Origin of the sequence: Paradesertivirga mongoliensis (genome assembly GCF_024436395.1) — a bacterium.
GTDB classification, from domain to species: domain Bacteria; phylum Bacteroidota; class Bacteroidia; order Sphingobacteriales; family Sphingobacteriaceae; genus Paradesertivirga; species Paradesertivirga mongoliensis.
Genome location: NZ_JAFMZO010000002.1, coordinates 24,219 through 43,940, shown reverse-complemented (window position 1 = coordinate 43,940; position 19,722 = coordinate 24,219). Strand labels below are relative to the sequence as shown.

Below are 19,722 nucleotides of genomic sequence, written 5' to 3'. Positions count from 1 at the left end.
TAAGTGCTGTTCTATAATCTTAATCTTTATACTAAGTCGTCAGTTTTCTTTACCAGAGAAAGCTAATAAATCAGGGTGCTGCAGTTTTATATTAAAGCTTTGTGCTTTACCCGACTGATGATTGTTTATCACTGAATTATAGATTCCGAGATAATTGTTAGCCATCCTCGAAGCGGTAAATCGTTCTTCAAACAACTCCCTGACTTTACTACGGCTAAGTTGAGATAGCTTTGAGATTGCGGTCACCGCCTCCTTAACAGAGCTTACAATAAATCCCGACTGTTTATCATCAATTATTTCAGGAACAGAGCCGGCGTCAAAGGCAATTACAGGTGTACCGCAGGCCATCGCTTCAATCATTACCATACCGAAAGGTTCCGCCCAGTTGATCGGAAAGAGCAGGGCTAATGCGTTTCCCATAAAATCAGTTTTTTGCTCTTCGTTGATCTCTCCGCAAAACTCAATTAAAGGATGCTTTAATAAATGCTTAATACTCGCTTCGTAATATTCCCTGTCCGCATTATCTATTTTCGCAGCTATTTTTAATGGGATCTGAGAGGTGATTGCAATTTCAATCGCCTGGGCGATCCCTTTTTCCGGGGAAATGCGACCCACAAACGCAAGATAACCACCATTGCCATTCCCCGGTTTATGTAAGCCTTCAGGCAGCCCGTGATAAACTGTACCCATCCAGTTAGCCTGCGGAAGTGGCTTTTGCTGGCTCTTAGAAATTGAGATGACAGGTTGCGATCTGAACTTATTATAGATAGGTTGTAAATCAGGGATATCGAGTCTTCCATGTAGAGTGGTGACGATTGGAATTCCAAGATTTTTTGTAAACGGAAAATGCAGATAGTCGGTATGAAAATGTAATATATCAAATTCATGCGCACAATCTATAACGTCCTGCATTTGCACGATATGATACGCCAGTGGATCTATACAGTCTGCCTTTAAGCGTAAACCACTTTCTACACTTTTAATCAACCGCGCCCCGGTATGAGAATCACCCGAGGCAAATAAAGTTACCTCATGCTCTTGTTTAACAAGCTGTTCCGTTAAATAATGCACCACCCGTTCGGTTCCGCCGTATAATTTGGGAGGTACGGCTTCATATAAAGGCGCTATTTGTGCGATTCTCATAAACAAACCTCCTTTAATTTTATCTAAGTGTTAAGCACTTGTTTTGAATTAGTATCGTTTGCTCATATTTTGTTTTAATGGTACAAAATTACAATAGTGTTGAGGCCGTGTTGTTTTAAGAATTTTCAATTTTTTAGATATCATCTCGCTCTGCAAATCATTTGCTAATGTGGAGGAGAAGATTTTGATTACTGCGATACTTAGCTCAAGGTATGACGCATTTGAACCGGAATGGAATCCGTCGGAGTAAATTTATAAGCAGATTAGGTAAATTCGTCAGTAGAAACTCCAATAGGCTTTCAGAATTGCAAATCCCCCAACAGCGGTTTCTTAATTACGCCGCAGCCTGCCTGTTATACTTCTGCTTGTATTCTATCGGCGACATGCCCGTAATTTTCTTAAAAGCAGTTCTGAACGCTTTGGTGTCCGTGTAACCTACCTCATACATCACCTCGGTTATATTCATAGACGAGTTTTCAAGCAACTTTTTACCTGCTTCAATCTTTACGCGCTGAATATATTCTGCAGGCGTATTACTGGTTGCTTTTTTAAAACGTCTCTCAAAATGCCGCCTGCCAATCGCAAATTTATCTGCCAGCAGATCTACCGACAATTTATCGGTATAGTGTTGCTCAATAAACTCCTGGGCCAGCTTTATCGGCTCATCTTCATGTTTCTTCTGTCCGTTAAACATCACAAAAGGCGACTGACTTTTACGGTCAATCTCTATCGCAAAAAATTTTGCTGCCATAATTGATAACTCCCGGCCGGCATATTTCTCGATCAGATGCAACATCAAGTTCATGTATGAGCTGGCGCCGCCGCTTGAATAAAGTCCCTCCACTTCAGTAATAATACTGCCTTCGGTCATCGTTACCTCCGGAAACATCGTCCGGAATTCATTTGCCGAGAACCAGTGCGTAGAACAGGATTTTCCGTTCAGCAGCCCGGTAGAAGCCAGCAAAAACGCGCCCAGGCAAAAAGATGCCACTTCTGCTCCCTTTTTATGTTGATTAACAATCCAGGGAATAAAAGCAGCATTTATTTCAATGGCCGATTTCATATCTCCCGATAGGGCAGGTATTACGATCAAATCTGTTTTTTTAACATCAGCCATTAAAACATCGCAATTCACTGCAAAAGCGCCATTGTTAAGGCTCACCTGCTTGGCTAAACCTACCAGCCGAACGTCAAATACAGGCTCTTTTCCCGCCTTTATCAAGAACTGGTTTACCGTGGTAAATATGTACCTGGGATCAACAATGGTAGAAGGAACCGCTTCAAAAGGTACTAAAATAGATATCTGTTTCATGGTTTTATTGACAAACGAGTTTTGCTGATAACCAAATTTAACAATTAATTCCTACACCTCAAGAGTTAGAAGGCCGACAAAGAAGGTCGCAAACACACCCTTTTTAAGTCAGTTTTATACAGCACCCCGTTCTGAAATCTGCCCTACCTTTGGATCAACGAACAAGATTTAATAACCTAAAAATAAAATCATGGCAAATAAAATTTTTGTAAACCTTCCGGTTAAAGACTTAAACAGGTCGGTAGAATTCTTCACCAAGTTAGGCTTCAGCTTTAACGCGCAATTCACCGACGAGAATGCAACAAGTATGGTCATTTCCGACGATATCTACGTGATGCTCCTGGTCGAGCCGTTCTTCAAAACATTTTTACCCGGCAAAGAAATCAGCGATGCAAAGAAAAATACCGAAGTACTCATCTGTCTTTCTGCCGAGAGCAAAGAAGAAGTTGACCAGTTGGTTCGCTTAGCAGTTGAAGCAGGAGGCGCCGCACCAATGGCAAAGCAAGATCATGGCTGGATGTATTCTCATGGTTTCGAAGACCTCGACGGACATCTCTGGGAAGTAGCCTATATGGATACCAGCGCAATTCCGCAAAACCCTTAATTGGACTTCCCCATCCCCGGAGCAGGAGCCTGCGCCCTGCCCGGGAACATAAACACATTAACACCAATCGATTATGGAAACTGCCCTAAATCACCACATAAGCGCCAGATCTTCGGAACCGAGCGCTAGTCGTGAATGGCGGCCGGGGTATGATTAACAGAAATTCATGCTAAAGCGCTTTGTTACGATAGAAGAAATCTCTCGAGTTTCCAGTTCTCCTGCATTCCGGAGAGATATCTCTGTCTGCCAGATATGACACGTAGCAACCATCAGCTTTACTAAGCAAAGTCCAGTGTTTGTTTGAGTAGAAGCCACTGTTCCCTAAACACCCAGTAGAAATGAGAAAAATCATTCTATCCATAAATATCACTAACGACGATTTCATTGCCGGTCCCGACGGTAGTCTGGACTGGCATCTCCCTTACTGGAACGACGAAATGTGCGAAGCCCTGGGAAAACTGCTCCATACCTGCGACACCCTTCTGCTTGGCCGAAACACCTATAATGCCTTTGCCGGATACTGGATAATCAAACGAAACGATCTAAGCATTGCAAAAGCCGATCTGGCCCTGGCAGAGATGATGAACCGCTATACTAAAATCGTGGTTTCTAAAACATTAGCCCAAACCCCCTGGACTAATTCGCTTTTGCTGCAGCAGAACATTTTACGCCAGCTCAAAAAATTAAAAGAAAAGCCGGGTAAGAACATCATCGTATTGGGGAGCTGTCAGCTAGCCGCTTATCTCATCCAACATAATTTAATAGACGAATACTATTTATGGCTGCACCCCATTACCATAAAACACGGTAAAGCTCTGCCTCAACTCATCCAGTCGCTGGCAGGCTCAAAGATTATTCAGTCCGAAGAATTTACTTGTGGAGTGGTTAAGCGTGGCTATGTGAAGCAGCCGATCGGCGTTTAGAGATGAAGACCTTCTTGGATAGGATTTTGAGCAGGGATTTTGAAAGGTGCTGGGGTGCTGCTATGAAAGAGGGGAGCCCTGCTATGCGCTACTAGTCCTCACACTGCGCACCGACTTGGCTTCGTTGCGGGCTATTCGCTTCTATCAGGTTTAAGGGGGTAGGCAGGTGTTTTGTGGGGGAGGTTGCGATTGTACTAATCTATCGGCATATGTTTGACTTTGTTTAATAGACAGCACTCTGCCTTGATTCGTGTCCCCACGAACCAATCACAGCCCCCATATCCGGGCATTTGGATTGATCTGCGGTGCTTCCACAAAAAAGTTTCAAAATCGGTTTCCCTGTCAATTTGATGTTGCAATGTTTTCTTGTTATATCCAGTTAGCCAAAATATGATTTCATCTACCTCTATTTTCGTGAGACCTCTCTTTTCTGCTTTTTGAAGGTATCTTGATAGACGCTTGCAAACGACATCTTGTAAATTTTTGTCGTTATCACTGTAAATTCAATTGCCATGAGATACCAAATTTGTCTGCAACCCATGTAAATTTTCGACTAAACCCATAGTTATCCAATGGCATCATTACAAATCCGTTTTCAGACAGTTTTGAATAAAGTGTTTCAAGTTCTTTTTCATTTTTACATTCCACCCAATTTGAAATAGCAGGAGTGAAAGTCCATTTGTGTTTAATAAAACTATCGCTGCAAATAAATTGCTTTCCGTTCAGTTCAAATTCGGCTTTCATGACAGACCCTTCTTTTCCTGGACCTTCTTTACCATAACGATGGATGTCAATAACTTTTGAACTGTCAAATAAATCCACGTAAAAATTCATAGCTTCTTCAGCATTGTTTTCTTGAAATGTGAGAAATGATGTGATTTGAAGTTTCATATCGTACTTATTTAGATTATTGCTTCTTTTTGAGTATTAGAGCACTTACAAAGGCAACAACCAATCCAACGGGTAATACTTCTGCAAAGGTTATTAGAATGACAAACAAGGGATTCTTGTACATCTCCTTAAAATTTGCCATTTCAGCAGTTTTGGCTGATAGGTCAGAGGCGGTTGTGCAATTGTTTAATACGTGAGAAGTGTATATATCTATAAAGTCTGGAACAAATAAATAATAGTAAAAGAGCCAAACAACTACATACATTGTAGAACCAATTAATGCAATCCAAAAACCTATTTTGAATGCCTTTCCAAAGGGAATAAATCCGTCAAGATGTTTGTTTCTATAACTCCGAACACCAAAGAAAATGAGCGAAAATAGGACAACCATTGTCGCATACCCTACAACATCATTACCCTTCATTTCGGGATTGCTGTACATTAGATTTACCATCAGAATCATATTTACAGATAATATGAACCCGATAACCAACCCAAAGATTAAAACTGCTTTTTTCATCGATCTTCCTATTTTAATTAGACTCCAAAACTAAAATTAGAAGTTGAAGTCAGCGTCATACTTTAGTACCAAAATGGCTTTGGTGATAGTTTTTCATACGAAAGTATGAGCGCATTACGGTATGATTTTCAATCGTTTGGACTTTTCTATTGCCTGGGTTCTGCTTTGTACATCCATTTTTGTAAAAAGATTAGATACGTGGGTCTTGACTGTACTAACAGAGAGAAATAAGTTTTTTGAAATGTCTGCGTTACTGTAGCCTTTTGAAATGAGTTGTAATACTTCGTATTCTCGGCTACTTAAATTCAATTTTTTTAGTCCCACCTCATTAATTGTAAAATCATCTGGCAGTGGTATGAACACCTCTTTCTCTATAATTACTTTATGCACTTTCGGTTTCACAAGTTGCGTAGCTACCCAAACTCCTAAAATGGTAAAAAAGACAGCAATTAGTCCAATGTAAATATCAATAGAGTTGTCTACGATTAGAAATTTCCATTGTAGCCATTTTAGAGCAAAAACCAAAATCGCTAAAATCAGCCCGTATAAAATGATATGTTTAAAATCCTTTAAAAGAGTCATTGTCTAATTTAACTGTGTTTGTTTTGCTTGCTGCTAACGGTTAGGGCTTTGCGAAGATGGCGGATAGAAAGCAATTCAATGTCACCCGGTCCAAAACTTAGTTAAATGTAGAAAAAGCTCGAGATAAATGTACCCGCCATTTTTGCAAAGGTGATGTTATGTGTAGCCTTTTATTTATGTCCCACTAATTTTTTGTAGTCTGGTTCCTCAAAGTGGGTACATAAGTGACCCCTCCTAAAATTGCTTTGACTTTTTTGCCGTTAAAGACAAATAACTTACCTATACCCGTACCTCTTCAAAAACTTAAGCTTCGAACTTACTTGTTTTATCCACTCCCTGGCCATTAGCTCATGTCCCGGCACTGTTGGATGAATACCATCCCACATCCAGTATTCAATAGAGGCTTTTTTCTGAGCTTTATCAAACACCGCTGGAAAATCTACTATTACCGCATTAAATTCTTTAGCCAATTTATATATCCGTTCGGTGTAGCTTGCGACAGCATTCTTATATTGTTCCCATTTATCTTTTACTTTCGATACCGGGTACACGAAGGGAAGGCACAAAACAAACAGGGTGTTCGGATTCTGTTGTCTGCTTTGTGTTAATATATCGCGGTAGGTATTTTCGAAGACGTCATAGGCGTCTTCTTCAGATGCTTTTTTGTTAATCAGAACAGCAGCATCATTTATCCCTACTAAAACGCTGAGCACATCCGGCTTAAGATCGAGCGTATCTGTTTGCCACCTGTTTTTAAGATCCGCCACCCGATTTCCACTGATTCCGCGGTTATAAAAGGTAATTTTTGATTCGGGGAAGTCTGCTCCAACCCGGCTCGCTACCGAAAAAGCATATCCATGTCCCATGATATGATTCGGATCTTTATTTCTTCCCCGGTTGCCATCAGTAATCGAATCACCCTGGAACAAAATCACAAGTTCCTTGTCGGCAGGAAGCAATTCCGGCGATTCCTGAGTTAAATTATCTGCCCAGCTTTTTTCGACAGGCAATGCCGCTGCTAAACCAACAAAGGCCGACGAGCGCAAAAAAGTTCTTCTTGATGTTTTCTGATTCATAAACAGAGTTTTGAAGATACAGACCTTACAAATAAACTGAATCCGGACAGTATAAGCTAATTTATATCTGATTGCCGCTCTTCGGTTACAACTTCCGATGAACCGGCGGGAAGCTAAACTTATAATAAGCCACTTAACAATAGTTATTTTGCGCTTACAGCCATACCTTTGCACCCAAAAAATAACACCACTTGCACCCATACTTCGCCAATCTCATTCAGCTGCTTCAAATCGAGCGCAGCGCTGATCTTGAATCATATCTTAAACTCACACAATCAGCAAGTGTTGCCGACCGGCGGGCTGCAGGTTTGACCTGGTATCCGATTGCTATCCGGGGCACCGAACCTGCCCGCGGCGATTACCTTAGTCTCGAAGCAGAGCGAACTACCCATCACGACATTTCGCACCAGCTTCGCTTTGGCGCTTCGGCCGTGCTTTTTTCAAACCATAATCCTGCGCAAGACAGGGCAGAAGGTACGATAACTTTTCAGGCAGGCAACCGCCTTAAAATTACCCTGCGCACAGAAGAACTTCCCGATTGGGCCAGCGAGGGGAAACTTGGTATAGAGCTTTTGTTTGATAATAACAGTTACGACGAAATGCTGGCAGCACTTAAAGAGGCTGCAAAGCGGACAGAAAATCCAAAGGAAGGTGGGTTGGCGCAGATTCTAAACGGCGAAGGGAAACCCACATTCAAAAGCGATATCCCGCGCTACGAGGTACCTAAACTCAACGCTTCGCAGCAGCAAAGCCTCAATTCTATACTTGCTGCCCGCGAACTTGCCATCGTTCATGGCCCGCCGGGTACCGGTAAAACAACCACTCTGGTTCAGGCCGTAAAAGCATTGATTAAACAAGACGGGAAGCAGATATTAGTGGTAGCGCCCAGCAATACAGCCGTTGATTTGCTTAGTGAAAAGCTGGCAGACGAAGGGCTTAACGTGCTGCGGGTAGGAAATCCCGCGCGGGTATCAGAGAAGCTGCTTTCACTTACACTTGATAGCAAAATGAACGAGCACAGTAGCATGAAGCAGGTCCGGGTGCTGAAAAAGCAGGCCAGCGACTTCAAAAACATGGCTCATAAATACAAACGCAATTTTGGTCGCGCAGAAAGAGAGCAGCGTAAGGCTTTATTTGACGAGGCCCACAAGATTATGAAAGAAGTGGGCAATACCGAACAGTTTATACAAGACGATCTGGTGGCCAAAGCACAGGTGATCACAGCAACTCTTGTTGGGGCCAACCATTATACGGTAAGAAGCCTCAAATACCACACGGTAGTAATAGACGAGGCAGGCCAGGCGCTCGAACCGGCTTGCTGGATTCCGGTTCTTAAAGCTCAAAAACTAATTCTTGCCGGCGACCCTTTTCAGCTTCCGCCTACAATTAAGTCGGATGAATCCGCCCGTAAAGGCTTAAATATTACGTTGCTCGAAAAATGTATCAGGCTGCATCCCGAATCTGTAGTAATGCTCAACGAGCAGTATCGGATGAACAAAGCTATTATGGGCTATTCGTCAAGGGTATTTTATGGTCAGCAATTAAAGGCCCATGACTCCGTGGCCAATCATGTTTTGACAGAAGGGGAGCAGCCGCTCACTTTTCTCGATACTGCTGGTTGCGGCTTCGACGAAAAAGCAGAAGGAACAAGTACCACTAACGCCGATGAAGCTGCCTTCCTTATCAGGCATTTAACCACGCTGATAACGAATCTGACACCTCTGATGGATTGCCCTTCAATCGCTATAATATCGCCTTATAAAGAACAGATGGGAGTATTAAAAGATCTCTTGCTTCAGGAACCGGCACTTCAACCCTTTTCAAAATATATCTCCGTAAACACGATAGATAGTTTTCAAGGCCAGGAGCGTGATGTTGTCTATATAAGTATGACGCGCAGCAATCCTGAAGGAACTATAGGCTTCCTTTCCGATATCCGTAGGATGAATGTTGCCATGACCCGCGCCAGAAAGAAGCTGGTGGTTATTGGCGATAGTGCAACACTTTCGCGCCGTGCCTTTTATGCCGATTTTATTGGGTATGCGGAAGGTGTCGGGGGATATAAAAGTGCCTGGGAGTTTATGTGAAAGAGGTGTATAGTAGTTTTCTATGAAAGCGAAGAGAACATAATTCTGTCCTTGCGAAGCCGAAGGGTGGTTCGGGCAGGGAGCTGTAGCAATCTCAACCTACAGAGACCCCGCATTTGCGCAGGTATGCATCTCCACTTGAAAAAAGGGGAGATGGTAGGGCGCCTAAACCTGATCCAAGCCCTAGACAGCCTGTTTCAAGCCCGCCGACCCGCCTATGCCATTGCGTAGGAAAGAATGAGGTGTCATTGAAAAAAATAAAGACAAAAACCGGATTGACTTGTTAATACAAAAAAACTCATATCTACTGAGTATAAAAGCATTGCCATGAACACGAAATTCTTTTTAATCAATATATCCATCACCTTGGGACTAATAGCCGGATGTGGTGATAAGACTAAGCCCCCCGGGCCGGAGACAAACCCTCCAGCCACAGGCGCACCCGTGGAGACCAAGCCCGCCAATACGAATTACAAACCTGCGTTTACCGGACAAACACGAATTGGCGGGATAAGCACTACCACTGCTATTCAGGCAAATGTGATAACATCTGCTCTTTCTTCCCCCTGGGGGATAACCAGCCTCCCCGACGGACGTTTACTGGTAACAGAAAAAATCGGGCGGATGCGAATTGTTACTACGACGGGTACAGTGAGCAGTCCGATTACAGGTATTCCAGCCGTCAATTCTTCCGGACAGGGAGGTTTGCTGGGTTTATGTCTCGACCCTCAGTTCGCATCGAATAGAATGGTGTACTGGGTGTTTTCTGAAAATGTATCTGGTGGAACATTAACAGCAGTAGCCAAGGGAAGACTTTCGGCTAATGAAGGCAGCATTGAAAATCCAACAGTAATATATCGTGCTAATCCTGCAGCGAATAGTACTCTCCATTACGGGGGCCGGATCTTATTTGATCAAACAGGAAATCTCTTAGTAAGTACGGGGGAACGTTCAAATACCTCTACCCGGCCATTGGCCCAGTCTGTAACTGGGGCCTTGGGGAAGGTTGTCCGGATTACAACTAGCGGACAGCCAGCGCCGCAAAATCCTGCCTTTAGCGGCGCAGGAGCCTTACCCGAGTTATACAGCATAGGTCATAGAAATCCGCAGGGCTTAGCTTTACACCCTACAACCGGCGACCTTTGGCTGAGTGAACACGGCCCGCGTGGCGGCGATGAAATTAATCGTGTCCAAGCGGGTAAAAACTATGGATGGCCCGTGATTACTTATGGAATTGAATATGGCGGACAAGTCATTGGATCGGGCATTCAGCAACAAAACGGGATGGAACAACCTGTATACTATTGGGACCCGGTAATATCACCAAGTGGTATGACTTTTTATAAAGGCAATCGCATTCCTGAATGGCAAAATAATCTTTTCATTGGTGCATTAAGCGGGACTCATATTGCCCGGCTAATAATACAAGACAACCGCGTAGTGGCTGAAGAACGCTTACTTGCAGGCGAGAACGAGAGATTCAGAGATATCACTCAGGGGTCTGATAATGCATTGTACGCTATAACGGACGCAGGAAGACTGTATCGGATTGATAAGCAATAGTATTTTCAACAAACGGCGCGTCTTAACCTCCCGGTTATCTAAGCTACACCCGAGGTGGAGAATATCTTCATCAAATATCCGAGTAATCCGTCGGGTGTAAAAAAGTGATATCTATTTTGGATACATTGTTCTTATAAAAAGGATTTGAAGAAAGCTTTTTCCATTCAGCATCAGCTCCAAATGCTTTCCAATGTTCATCACGCGAGGCCTTGTCTTCGAACGAAGTCATATACATCAGGTTTGGCATTCTGCTTCCAGCAAGCACTTCTCCATAAAATACAGCATTAAATCCCAGCCGGTTGAATAGGCTAACTTCGCCGCCTTCATTAAACATATGAACCTTATTTTTAAATATCTTTTCAGTAGCCCCTTCGTAGCTGCGTAACTCATATACCCTTTTCTGCGGGGCGTTTTTAAGTGCCGGAACTTGGAGGTTAGGCATGGCAGTGAAGGCGCTGATAAGTATTGATTCGATTCTTTTATAAGGAGCTTTGGTATGCGGGGCATCTAAATACTGCTTTCCAGCTGTGTGATATGCCTTGTCGCTATCCAGTTTATTCGCAATATCAGCAAATTGCTTAACCGTTTTGTAAGGGGTTAAAACATAGATGCGCCTGTCCTGAGTAGTATCTATAGGTTTAAAAACGCCAATGTTCTTTATTCCTTGCCGGTGCATTGCCGGCACAAAAGCATCTTTCAAATATTCATCCACAACACTTTCCTGCTCTTTATTTTGAAGATGATAAATTTTAAGTTCGTAAAGCGAGCGCTTTTTTGACTGGCCGAAGAGATTGGTTGATGAGCCTGATCCAAGTAATAATAATACGGTGATTAGTAAGTTTAACTTCATGGTTGTGGTTAAATGTCCTAAATTAAAATTTAAAAACTATCAAACTAAATTATGCACGTTTATTTAAGAAATCTTTCCGCCTCTGATTTTTAAATATTCCTTTCTGTAGTTAAGCGGTGTTTTTCCGGTAACCTCTTTAAAGTGCTTATTAAAGTTTGAGAGAGTACTGTATCCCGATTCGTAACTCACCTGGTTAATACTTATTTTATTCTCTTTAAGAAGTTTTAATGCATAATCAATTCTTACTTCTTTTAAAAACTCAGAAAACGGCCTGTTAACCCGCGATTTAAAGTATCTGCTAAAAGAGGTGGGAGTCATGTTTACTAAATCCGAAACATCTTCAAGGCTCACTTTTTGCCTGAATTTCTTCATTACATAGTGGTAAACCTTGTTCATTCTGTCGGTTTCGGCCTTGTTATTTATCGGAACATAATTAACATGAGTTATGGGATGGCCGTCTGCCGAATTTGCAATGGTATTTAAAATCTTTAACAGAAGAATAATGCTGTCTACTCCTTCCGTTCGAAGCAACTCCTCCATCATTCTGCCAACCAAACGGTTAGTCTTTCCCTGGATCTCTAAACCTCTCGTTGCTTTATTAAATAATTCGCGGATGTTTTCCAGCTCCACTTTCAGATTAATAATGTCGCCCAGAAAGTTTTCGGGGAAGTAAATGACTATTCCCGAGGTCTTTGCCTGATTACTTTTGCTGAAATAGCTTTCATCATTTTTCCAGAGGTGAGGAAGATTAGGCCCTGTAAATACCAAATCGCCTGCTTTAAAAGGTTTGATACTGTCACCGATTATCCTGGTGCCCATACCCTCTAAGACCAGGAACAACTGGTACTCCGGATGCAGGTGTAGCGTAGGATCAAAGTGTCGTTCTTCAAGCCGTTTTACAACAAATACTTTAGAATCTGGTACCGCTGACTTCTGAATTATCGTACTCATATCCCGAAAGTAAAAGAAAAATTACCACTATTGATAAAATACAGTCAGAACTAGATATAATTTAGAAGAAATAATATTATAAAAAGTAGTTACTTGTGATTTCAAATTGTAAACCGAGCTAACGAATGAAAAAAGTAATTTTTTCCCTGTTTATCTGTAGTATAATATTCTACAACTGTTCAGATAAAATCACAACCTCAAATAAGGGCGGAATTGCGGAGACTCCGCGCAGAGCAGAAGTCTTATTTCTGGGACATGCAAGTACTCATCATAATTCGGGTAGGTATGCGCCAATGTTAATGACTCCTTTATTCGATAAGGGCATCAATATGACGTACACTACCGACACAAACGATCTGACTGATGAAAACCTGAAGAAATACGACGGCCTTATCATATATGCTAACTACAATACCATTTCTGCTGCTAAAGAAAAAGCCTTAAAAGATTTTGTGCAGGGGGGGAAAGGTTTAATTCCTATTCACTCTGCTTCAGCATGTTTTGGCAACTCTGCATGGTACATACAGGCTGTAGGGGGCAAATTCAAGTCTCATAAAGCCGGAGTTTTTTCACCGGTGACAGTAAATCAAAATCATCCTGTGATGCAGGGAGTAGCGCCCTTCACTTCGTGGGATGAAACCTATGTTCACAGCAATATTAATCCTGATAAGACAGTGCTGCAGGAGCGGGTAGAAGGCAGTACCCGTGAGCCCTGGACATGGGTACGTAACGAAGGAAACGGCAGGGTGTTCTATACAGCCAGCGGACATAACGATAGTACCTGGACCCAACCTGAATTTTTAAAATTAGTGCGCAATGGGGTTCTTTGGGCAATCGGTGATAAGGTGCAGCGCCAGATCTCTAAACTGGCAATAGCTCCGGGCGTATATTCTGATGCCAATGTGCCAAATTACGAAAGGCGTGATCCGGCGCCTATGTTTCAGCATGCCTTTACTCCGGCCGAATCACAAAAGCGGATACAGGTTCCGGTAGATTTTGAATTAGAGCTTTTTGCTTCCGAACCTAATGTCACCAATCCCATAGCAATGGCATGGGATGAAAAAGGACGCTTATGGGTGATAGAAACTGTTGATTATCCGAACGATGTGAGAAATCAGGACGGCGCCGGAGACGACAGGATAAAGATTTTAGAAGATACTGATGGAGACGGCAAAGCCGACAAGTTTACCGTTTTTGCAGATAATCTCAATATTCCTACCAGCATGACTTTTTCTAATGGAGGAGTTATCGTGTCGCAGGCGCCTCATATGGTCTTTCTGAAAGATACTAATGGCGATGACAAAGCAGATGTTCGTCAGAATATCATCAGCGGTTGGGGACAAAACGATACTCACGCCGGGCCATCAAACTTGAAATACGGATTCGATAACAAAATATGGGGAGTAGTGGGCTATGCCGGATTTGAAGGAACGATAGACGGGCAAAGTCACAAATTTGGCCAGGGTGTATATCATTTTAGTCCGGATGGAAAAAATTTCGAATTTTTGGCACGTACCAGTAACAATACCTGGGGCCTTGGCTTCACCGAAGAGAATGACGTGTTTATATCTACTGCAAATAATACTCACAGCGCATATTATTCGATGCCGGCTAAGTTTATGAGAAGAACGTTACCATCAACTACTGTTCAGCCGGTGCAAAAGCTTGATGGCCATTATGATATCCACGTGGTTTTTCCGAACCTGAGGCAGGTAGATGTGCAAGGCGGTTTTACTGCGGCCGCCGGACACAACTTTTACACAGCAAGGAACTTTCCAAAAAACTACTGGAACAGAATTGCCTTTGTTGCCGAGCCTACCGGTCGGATGCTTCATAATGCGATTATAGAAAAGAGCGGCGCCGGATTCATTGAAAAAGACGGATGGAACCTGATGGCCAGTTCTGATGAATGGATGAGTCCCGTGCATGCAGAAGTAGGTCCGGATGGAGCAGTTTGGGTGGCTGACTGGTATGATTTTATCATCCAACATAACCCAACCCCCAGAGGCTTTGAAAACGGAAAGGGAAATGCCTATATCAATCCGCTGCGGGATAAGGAAAGAGGCCGGATTTATCGGGTAAAATATAAAAACGCCAAGCCTTATACATCGATTAAATTATCTAAGGACGATACTGAGGGATTACTGGCAGCATTACAAAATGATAACATGTTTTGGAGAATGACGGCTCAGCGCTTGCTGGTTGAGTCTAAGAATCCGGCTGCAATTCCGGGTCTTCTGAGAATAATAAACAACCGCAATGTTGATGAAATAGGATTAAATAGTCCGGTAGTGCATGCCCTATGGACACTTCAGGGCTTGGGCGCATTAGAGGGGACAAATAATGAGGCACTACAGGCAGTAACAGGAGCCTTAACACACCCAGCTGCAGGTGTAAGAAAAGCAGCCATCCAGGTTCTTCCGAAAAGTAAACTTATGGAGTCACTTCATAAAGCAGCTCTGTTAAAAGATACGGATCTGCGTGTCCGTTTAGCCGCGTTATTAGCAATAGCCGAACAACCTGCTTCTGTTCATTTCGGCCATATGTTGTACGAGGCATCTGCTGATTCAGCAAATGTAAATGACAAATATATTCCACAGGCGCTTTATGCTGCGGCACTGGTTCACCAGGAAGGATTCTTAGCAGCAGCGAAAACAGCTGCCAAACCATCGGAACTAAGTCTGGCGGTGACAAAAGGTATTAACGAAGAGGTATACCGACTGGAAAGAAGGAGCCAGATCCAGTTCCCTCCCGAAATAGCGGGGAAAGAAATCGTAATTAAAGGATCAATATCAAAGCAGGAGAGAGATTTAGGGGGTGTTATTGTTGCACACGGCGGAAAAGAAAACGGCTATGCGCTGTATGTAAAAGATGGCAAGCTCCATATGGTAGTGAATCAGAACGGAAAAGTATACATGGCTTCGTCCCGCAATACTATTCCTGAAAAGTTTGACTTTATAGCAAGGTTGTCCAAGGGTGGCGCCATTTCCCTGGAAATTGACGGAAAACAGGTAGCTGGGGCAAAAGCGCCTGCTTTATTCAATGCCCAGCCAACTGAAGGCATCAGAGTGGGGCAGGATAATGGTGCAGATAAAGTGGGCAGTTATCTAAATCCGACAGCGTTCACAGGTAATTTCGTAAACACGTCACTTGAACTGAAGAAGCCTTCGGAAGGAACACAAGTCGCTGGCTCTTCCTCCGGTAACGCAAGCTCGGGCGGCAATACCGTTGTGATCAATATGAAGGTCGTAGAGCATGTGATGAAGTTCGACAAGACAAACTTCACGGTGAAAGCGGGACAAACAGTAATTATTAATCTCGAGAATCCTGATTTCATGCAGCACAACCTGGTGATAGCGAAACCCGGAACGATGAATAAGGTGGGAGAAGCTGCTGATGTTCTTGCCAGGGACCCAAATGGAGCAGAGAAGCAATATGTTCCAAAAATGCCTGAGGTTTTATTTGCCACGAAATTACTGAACCCGGAAGAAGCGACTACTCTCCAGTTCACCGCTCCTTCAACACCAGGTAACTATCCATATCTATGTACTTTCCCCGGCCATTGGAGAATAATGAACGGAATGATGAAAGTTGTAAAATAAATGATTCCAAACTAACCTAAAACCCAAAAAATGAACGTCAACACTAACCAAACTCATGAGGCACCCAACAGGATGCTGTTTTTAGCTTGCTTCATGGCGATTGTAACCACGTCATTCAGCTTTATTCTGCGTGCACTTACCTTACCACAATGGGAGGCCGAATTCAACCTCACGAAAACACAGGTAGGAGAAATTGCCGGAGTGGGCCTTTGGCCTTTCGCAATCAGTATCGTATTATTCAGTCTGATCATAGATAAGGTTGGATATAAAAATTCGATGATCTTTGCTTTTATCTGTCATGTTTCATCAGCTGTGATCACCTTTTTTGCAGACGGCTATACCATGCTGTATGTGGGTACTTTTATTATGGCTCTGGGTAATGGTACCGTTGAAGCAGTCACCAATCCCGCAGTAGCAAGTATGTTCCCTAAAGCGAAAACCAAATGGCTGAATTTCCTGCATGCAGGCTGGCCTGCAGGGTTGGTGCTGGGAGGGATAATAGCTCTGCTGATGGGCCCTGAAGTGGGGTGGAAGCTTAAGATAATCCTGGTTCTGCTTCCTGCTATCGCCTATGCAATTATGATGCTGCCTCACCGTTTCCCGGTTAATGAACGGGTAAAAGCTGGAGTTTCATACCTTGAAATGTTGAAGGAAGTTGGTATCGGCGGTGCATTGATTATAGTAGCTCTTATTATCTTTCAGATCGGGGCGGTTTTTGGATGGAGTACTACAGCAAACATTCTCATAACTGCGCTGATTGTAGCAGCCTTCGGATTTTATGTAAAGAGTTTCGGACAGCCACTGTTCATAATAATGCTATTGATTATGTTACCTCTGGCAACAACAGAGCTGGGTACAGATAGCTGGATATCCGACTTAATGGCTCCTGAAATGGCCAAAATTGGAATACAGCCGGGTTGGATCCTGGTTTATACTTCTGTTATCATGGTGGTGCTTCGTTTATTGGCAGGCAAAATCATACACAGGATCACGCCTTTAGGATTACTCGCTGCCTGCTCCATTGTTGCGGCTATCGGACTCTTTCTTTTGTCGGCTTCAGCGGGTGTGATGATCCTGGTGGCGGCCACAGTTTTCGGACTTGGGAAAACATTCTTCTGGCCAACGATGTTGGGCGTAGTGGCAGAGCGTTTTCCTAAAGGAGGGGCATTGACGCTTAATATAACAGGAGGCGTGGGGATGATCGGAGCAGGAGTCATTGGCGCAGTAATATTGGGCTTTGTTCAGGATAAAACCATCGATACAAGTCTGAGAAGCTATGACAACGCAAACAATACGGCGCTCCACAGCACCTATGTCACCGAAAAGAAGACAAGCATCTTTGGCGACTATCAATCGGTCAACATAGCTAAGTTATCGGAAGCACCTGCAGAGGAAAAGCAATCTGTTATAACAATTCAGGATGAAGCTAAAAAAGAAGCTCTCAAAACAGTTGCTTTATTTCCCATCGGGATGTTCATCTGCTATATCTTACTGATGTTTTATTTTAAATCAAAGGGCGGATATAAGCCGGTTCTGCTGGCCGAAAATAACGTTGCATCAACTTAGTACAAATTATAAATGAGTTTAAATATCAAGTTTGGCGTCAGTACCTGGTTATGGACCTCTCCGTTTCAAACGGATACTGTCTCCCTGTTCCCGAAAATAAAAGAAATGGGTTACGATGTGGTAGAGATACCCGTTGAGGATCCTTCTTTGATAGATGTCGGGGCAGTTAAAGAAGCACTGGCCCAATATGATTTAAAACCGGTTATCTGCGGTGCTTTCGGTACCAGTCGCGATCTGACGCACGATGATCCTGCTTTTCATCAAACCAGTTTTAACTACATCGAATCCTGTCTTGAGATATGCTATGAATTAGGTGCAGGCTTCTTAGCCGGACCAATGTATTCTGCCGTAGGAAAAGCCAGGCTGGTATCATCCGAGCAGAAGAAAATTGAGTGGGAACGGGCCGTCTTGAACCTTACTAAGGTGTGTCATATGGCCGATAGCAGAGGGCTTAAAATTGCGCTTGAACCGCTAAACCGTTTCGAAACGGATCTTATCAATACTGCTGAAGATGTGGTTAAATTAGTCAAAGACATCAACCATCCGGCTGCTAAAATTATGCTGGACGGTTTCCATATGAACATTGAAGAACCGGATATCGAAAGAGCCATTCGGCTTGCCGGAAGCGATCTTATCCATTTGCAGGTTTCAGAAAATTACAGGGGAACTCCCGGCACAGGTCAAACCCGCTGGGACGCTTACAAGAGAGCGCTGGAGGCAATCAACTATGAGGGGGTAATCTCTATCGAAAGTTTCACCCCAGAAATAAAGGAGCTTGCAGGGGCTGTGTGTATATGGCGTCCGCTTGTGCCAAGCCAGGATGGGTTTGCAAGGGAGGGACTTCAGTTTTTAAAGCAGTGGAACAACTAATTTCTAAAAACCATAATAAATCTATAACAACAGTATGAGTCAAAAAAAGATTAACATTGCCATCATCGGACTTGGATTTGGAGCAGAGTTTATCCCAATTTATCAAAAGCATCCTTACGCCAATATGTATGCTATATGTCAGCGAAATCCTGAAAAGCTGGAAGAAATCGGCAATGCTTTTGGCATCGAAAAAAGATATACAAGCTACGAGGAACTGCTTAAGGATCCTGATATTGATGCAGTTCACATCAATACCCCTATACAAAATCATGCTGAGCAGTCTATAGCAGCTTTAAGGGCTGGAAAACATGTAGCTTGTACGGTACCAATGGCGACGACGGTAGAAGAATGCCGTCAGATAGTGGAGGCAGTGCAGGAAACCGGGCTGACGTATATGATGATGGAAACTGTAATCTACAGCCGCGAGTTTCTGTTTGTGAAGGAATTATACGAAAAAGGAGAATTAGGCAAAATTCAGTTTTTACGTGCCTCCCATCAGCAGGAAATGGCAGGCTGGCCGGGTTATTGGGAAGGATTGCCTCCTATGCATTATGCCACGCATTGCGTCGGGCCGGTTCTGGCTCTCCCACATGCACAGGCGGAATACGTTTCCTGCCTGGGTTCGGGTAGGATTGATGAAAACTTGATCAGTAAATATGGCTCACCTTTCGCGATAGAAACATGTCATATCAAATTCCGTAACTCGGATTTAGCTGCAGAGGTTACCCGGTCTTTATTTAACACAGCCCGTCAATATCGGGAAAGCTTTGATGTTTACGGTTCTAAAAAATCCTTCGAATGGACTTTAATTGAACATGAAGATAGTGTAATCCATACCGGTGAATCGCCTGAAAAAGTTAAAATACCAGATTATGCCCATCTGCTTCCAAAAGAAATCCAGCACTTCACAACGGCGGGCGTGTACGATTCGGACGAACATCAGCACCTTTCCTTTATCCAGGGTTCTGGTCATGGTGGCTCACATCCTCATCTAGCCAACGAGTTTCTTACTGTGCTGGTTGAGGGCAGAGAACCTTATCCGAATGCTAAACAATCGGCCAATATCACCTGTGTTGGTATCCTTGCCCATGAGTCGGCTATGAAAGGCGGCGAAATAATTAAATTGCCGGAGTTTACATTTTAACCAGAGCTTAAGCAAGAGATGATATTTTTCAATTCATA

The 19,722-nt window shown here is 43.2% G+C and carries 17 protein-coding genes; 8 read left to right on the top strand and 9 right to left on the bottom strand.

Annotated features, from left to right (window positions below; all coding sequences use genetic code 11):
- Positions 1-39: 39 nt before the first annotated feature.
- Both J3P43_RS05955 and J3P43_RS05950 read right to left on the bottom strand, forming a co-directional pair.
- Positions 40-1,143 carry a glycosyltransferase family 4 protein gene (locus J3P43_RS05955; RefSeq protein ID WP_255900284.1) on the bottom strand — a complete coding sequence of 368 codons (1,104 nt, stop codon included), beginning with the start codon at positions 1,141-1,143 and terminating at the stop codon, positions 40-42.
- 334 nt (positions 1,144-1,477) lie between these two features.
- Complete coding sequence (locus tag J3P43_RS05950; RefSeq protein ID WP_255900282.1) at positions 1,478-2,455, bottom strand: GlxA family transcriptional regulator; 978 nt, start codon at positions 2,453-2,455, stop codon at positions 1,478-1,480.
- 190 nt (positions 2,456-2,645) lie between these two features.
- Here J3P43_RS05950 and J3P43_RS05945 point away from each other — a divergent pair, with 190 nt between their 5' ends.
- Entirely contained in the window at positions 2,646-3,059 is a 414-nt protein-coding gene (locus tag J3P43_RS05945; RefSeq protein ID WP_255900280.1) for a VOC family protein, read from the top strand.
- 338 nt (positions 3,060-3,397) lie between these two features.
- The gene (locus J3P43_RS05940; protein ID WP_255900278.1) at positions 3,398-3,982 is read left to right on the top strand and encodes a dihydrofolate reductase family protein; all 585 of its coding nucleotides are present in this window, start codon (positions 3,398-3,400) and stop codon (positions 3,980-3,982) included.
- Positions 3,983-4,176: 194 nt separating this feature from the next.
- Here J3P43_RS05940 and J3P43_RS05935 read toward each other — a convergent pair whose 3' ends face one another.
- The 5 genes from J3P43_RS05935 to J3P43_RS05915 all read right to left on the bottom strand — a co-directional run bounded on the left by J3P43_RS05935 (position 4,177) and on the right by J3P43_RS05915 (position 7,051).
- Positions 4,177-4,374, bottom strand: coding sequence for a DUF2200 family protein (locus tag J3P43_RS05935; RefSeq protein WP_255902303.1), 198 nt, complete (start codon positions 4,372-4,374; stop codon positions 4,177-4,179).
- A 100-nt stretch (positions 4,375-4,474) separates the two neighbouring features.
- The gene (locus tag J3P43_RS05930; RefSeq protein ID WP_255900276.1) at positions 4,475-4,873 is read right to left on the bottom strand and encodes a VOC family protein; all 399 of its coding nucleotides are present in this window, start codon (positions 4,871-4,873) and stop codon (positions 4,475-4,477) included.
- Positions 4,874-4,889: 16 nt separating this feature from the next.
- A complete protein-coding gene (locus J3P43_RS05925; protein ID WP_255900274.1) occupies positions 4,890-5,393 on the bottom strand; it encodes a DUF4199 domain-containing protein in 504 nt (167 codons plus the stop codon).
- Between the two features lie 114 nt (positions 5,394-5,507).
- Positions 5,508-5,975, bottom strand: a complete 468-nt coding sequence (locus J3P43_RS05920) for a response regulator transcription factor (protein ID WP_255900272.1) — start codon at positions 5,973-5,975, stop codon at positions 5,508-5,510.
- Between the two features lie 275 nt (positions 5,976-6,250).
- A complete protein-coding gene (locus J3P43_RS05915; RefSeq protein WP_255900270.1) occupies positions 6,251-7,051 on the bottom strand; it encodes a GDSL-type esterase/lipase family protein in 801 nt (266 codons plus the stop codon).
- 191 nt (positions 7,052-7,242) lie between these two features.
- On the opposite strand from J3P43_RS05915, the gene J3P43_RS05910 reads away from it, so the two are divergent.
- Both J3P43_RS05910 and J3P43_RS05905 read left to right on the top strand, forming a co-directional pair.
- Positions 7,243-9,138, top strand: a complete 1,896-nt coding sequence (locus J3P43_RS05910; RefSeq protein WP_255900267.1) for an AAA domain-containing protein — start codon at positions 7,243-7,245, stop codon at positions 9,136-9,138.
- Between the two features lie 327 nt (positions 9,139-9,465).
- Positions 9,466-10,701 carry a PQQ-dependent sugar dehydrogenase gene (locus J3P43_RS05905; RefSeq protein WP_255900265.1) on the top strand — a complete coding sequence of 412 codons (1,236 nt, stop codon included), beginning with the start codon at positions 9,466-9,468 and terminating at the stop codon, positions 10,699-10,701.
- A 70-nt stretch (positions 10,702-10,771) separates the two neighbouring features.
- Here the strand turns inward: J3P43_RS05905 and J3P43_RS05900 are convergent, their stop codons facing one another.
- The gene (locus tag J3P43_RS05900; RefSeq protein WP_255900263.1) at positions 10,772-11,551 is read right to left on the bottom strand and encodes an NIPSNAP family protein; all 780 of its coding nucleotides are present in this window, start codon (positions 11,549-11,551) and stop codon (positions 10,772-10,774) included.
- Between the two features lie 63 nt (positions 11,552-11,614).
- The gene (locus tag J3P43_RS05895; RefSeq protein ID WP_255900260.1) at positions 11,615-12,502 is read right to left on the bottom strand and encodes an AraC family transcriptional regulator; all 888 of its coding nucleotides are present in this window, start codon (positions 12,500-12,502) and stop codon (positions 11,615-11,617) included.
- 125 nt (positions 12,503-12,627) lie between these two features.
- Here J3P43_RS05895 and J3P43_RS05890 point away from each other — a divergent pair, with 125 nt between their 5' ends.
- From J3P43_RS05890 to J3P43_RS05875, 4 genes are read left to right on the top strand one after another with little or no spacing between them, the layout of a single operon-like run.
- Positions 12,628-16,104 carry a PVC-type heme-binding CxxCH protein gene (locus J3P43_RS05890; protein WP_255900258.1) on the top strand — a complete coding sequence of 1,159 codons (3,477 nt, stop codon included), beginning with the start codon at positions 12,628-12,630 and terminating at the stop codon, positions 16,102-16,104.
- A gap of 30 nt (positions 16,105-16,134) precedes the next feature.
- On the top strand, positions 16,135-17,670 hold the full coding sequence (locus J3P43_RS05885) for an MFS transporter (protein WP_255900255.1): 1,536 nt from the start codon (positions 16,135-16,137) through the stop codon (positions 17,668-17,670).
- A gap of 12 nt (positions 17,671-17,682) precedes the next feature.
- Entirely contained in the window at positions 17,683-18,540 is an 858-nt protein-coding gene (locus J3P43_RS05880) for a sugar phosphate isomerase/epimerase family protein (protein WP_255900253.1), read from the top strand.
- Between the two features lie 34 nt (positions 18,541-18,574).
- Positions 18,575-19,684 (top strand): Gfo/Idh/MocA family protein, encoded by a 1,110-nt coding sequence (locus tag J3P43_RS05875; RefSeq protein WP_255900251.1) that lies wholly within the window; start codon positions 18,575-18,577, stop codon positions 19,682-19,684.
- Positions 19,685-19,722: the final 38 nt, after the last annotated feature.

Excerpts from the sequence above, each read along its gene's own strand:
- J3P43_RS05955 (WP_255900284.1), bottom strand. The coding sequence starts at position 1,143 with ATGAGAATCGCACAAATAGCGCCTTTATATGAAGCCGTACCTCCCAAA.
- J3P43_RS05950 (WP_255900282.1), bottom strand. The coding sequence starts at position 2,455 with ATGAAACAGATATCTATTTTAGTACCTTTTGAAGCGGTTCCTTCTACC.
- J3P43_RS05945 (WP_255900280.1), top strand. The coding sequence starts at position 2,646 with ATGGCAAATAAAATTTTTGTAAACCTTCCGGTTAAAGACTTAAACAGG.
- J3P43_RS05940 (WP_255900278.1), top strand. The coding sequence starts at position 3,398 with ATGAGAAAAATCATTCTATCCATAAATATCACTAACGACGATTTCATT.
- J3P43_RS05930 (WP_255900276.1), bottom strand. The coding sequence starts at position 4,873 with ATGAAACTTCAAATCACATCATTTCTCACATTTCAAGAAAACAATGCT.
- J3P43_RS05925 (WP_255900274.1), bottom strand. The coding sequence starts at position 5,393 with ATGAAAAAAGCAGTTTTAATCTTTGGGTTGGTTATCGGGTTCATATTA.
- J3P43_RS05920 (WP_255900272.1), bottom strand. The coding sequence starts at position 5,975 with ATGACTCTTTTAAAGGATTTTAAACATATCATTTTATACGGGCTGATT.
- J3P43_RS05915 (WP_255900270.1), bottom strand. The coding sequence starts at position 7,051 with ATGAATCAGAAAACATCAAGAAGAACTTTTTTGCGCTCGTCGGCCTTT.
- J3P43_RS05905 (WP_255900265.1), top strand. The coding sequence starts at position 9,466 with ATGAACACGAAATTCTTTTTAATCAATATATCCATCACCTTGGGACTA.
- J3P43_RS05900 (WP_255900263.1), bottom strand. The coding sequence starts at position 11,551 with ATGAAGTTAAACTTACTAATCACCGTATTATTATTACTTGGATCAGGC.
- J3P43_RS05895 (WP_255900260.1), bottom strand. The coding sequence starts at position 12,502 with ATGAGTACGATAATTCAGAAGTCAGCGGTACCAGATTCTAAAGTATTT.
- J3P43_RS05890 (WP_255900258.1), top strand. The coding sequence starts at position 12,628 with ATGAAAAAAGTAATTTTTTCCCTGTTTATCTGTAGTATAATATTCTAC.
- J3P43_RS05885 (WP_255900255.1), top strand. The coding sequence starts at position 16,135 with ATGAACGTCAACACTAACCAAACTCATGAGGCACCCAACAGGATGCTG.
- J3P43_RS05880 (WP_255900253.1), top strand. The coding sequence starts at position 17,683 with ATGAGTTTAAATATCAAGTTTGGCGTCAGTACCTGGTTATGGACCTCT.
- J3P43_RS05875 (WP_255900251.1), top strand. The coding sequence starts at position 18,575 with ATGAGTCAAAAAAAGATTAACATTGCCATCATCGGACTTGGATTTGGA.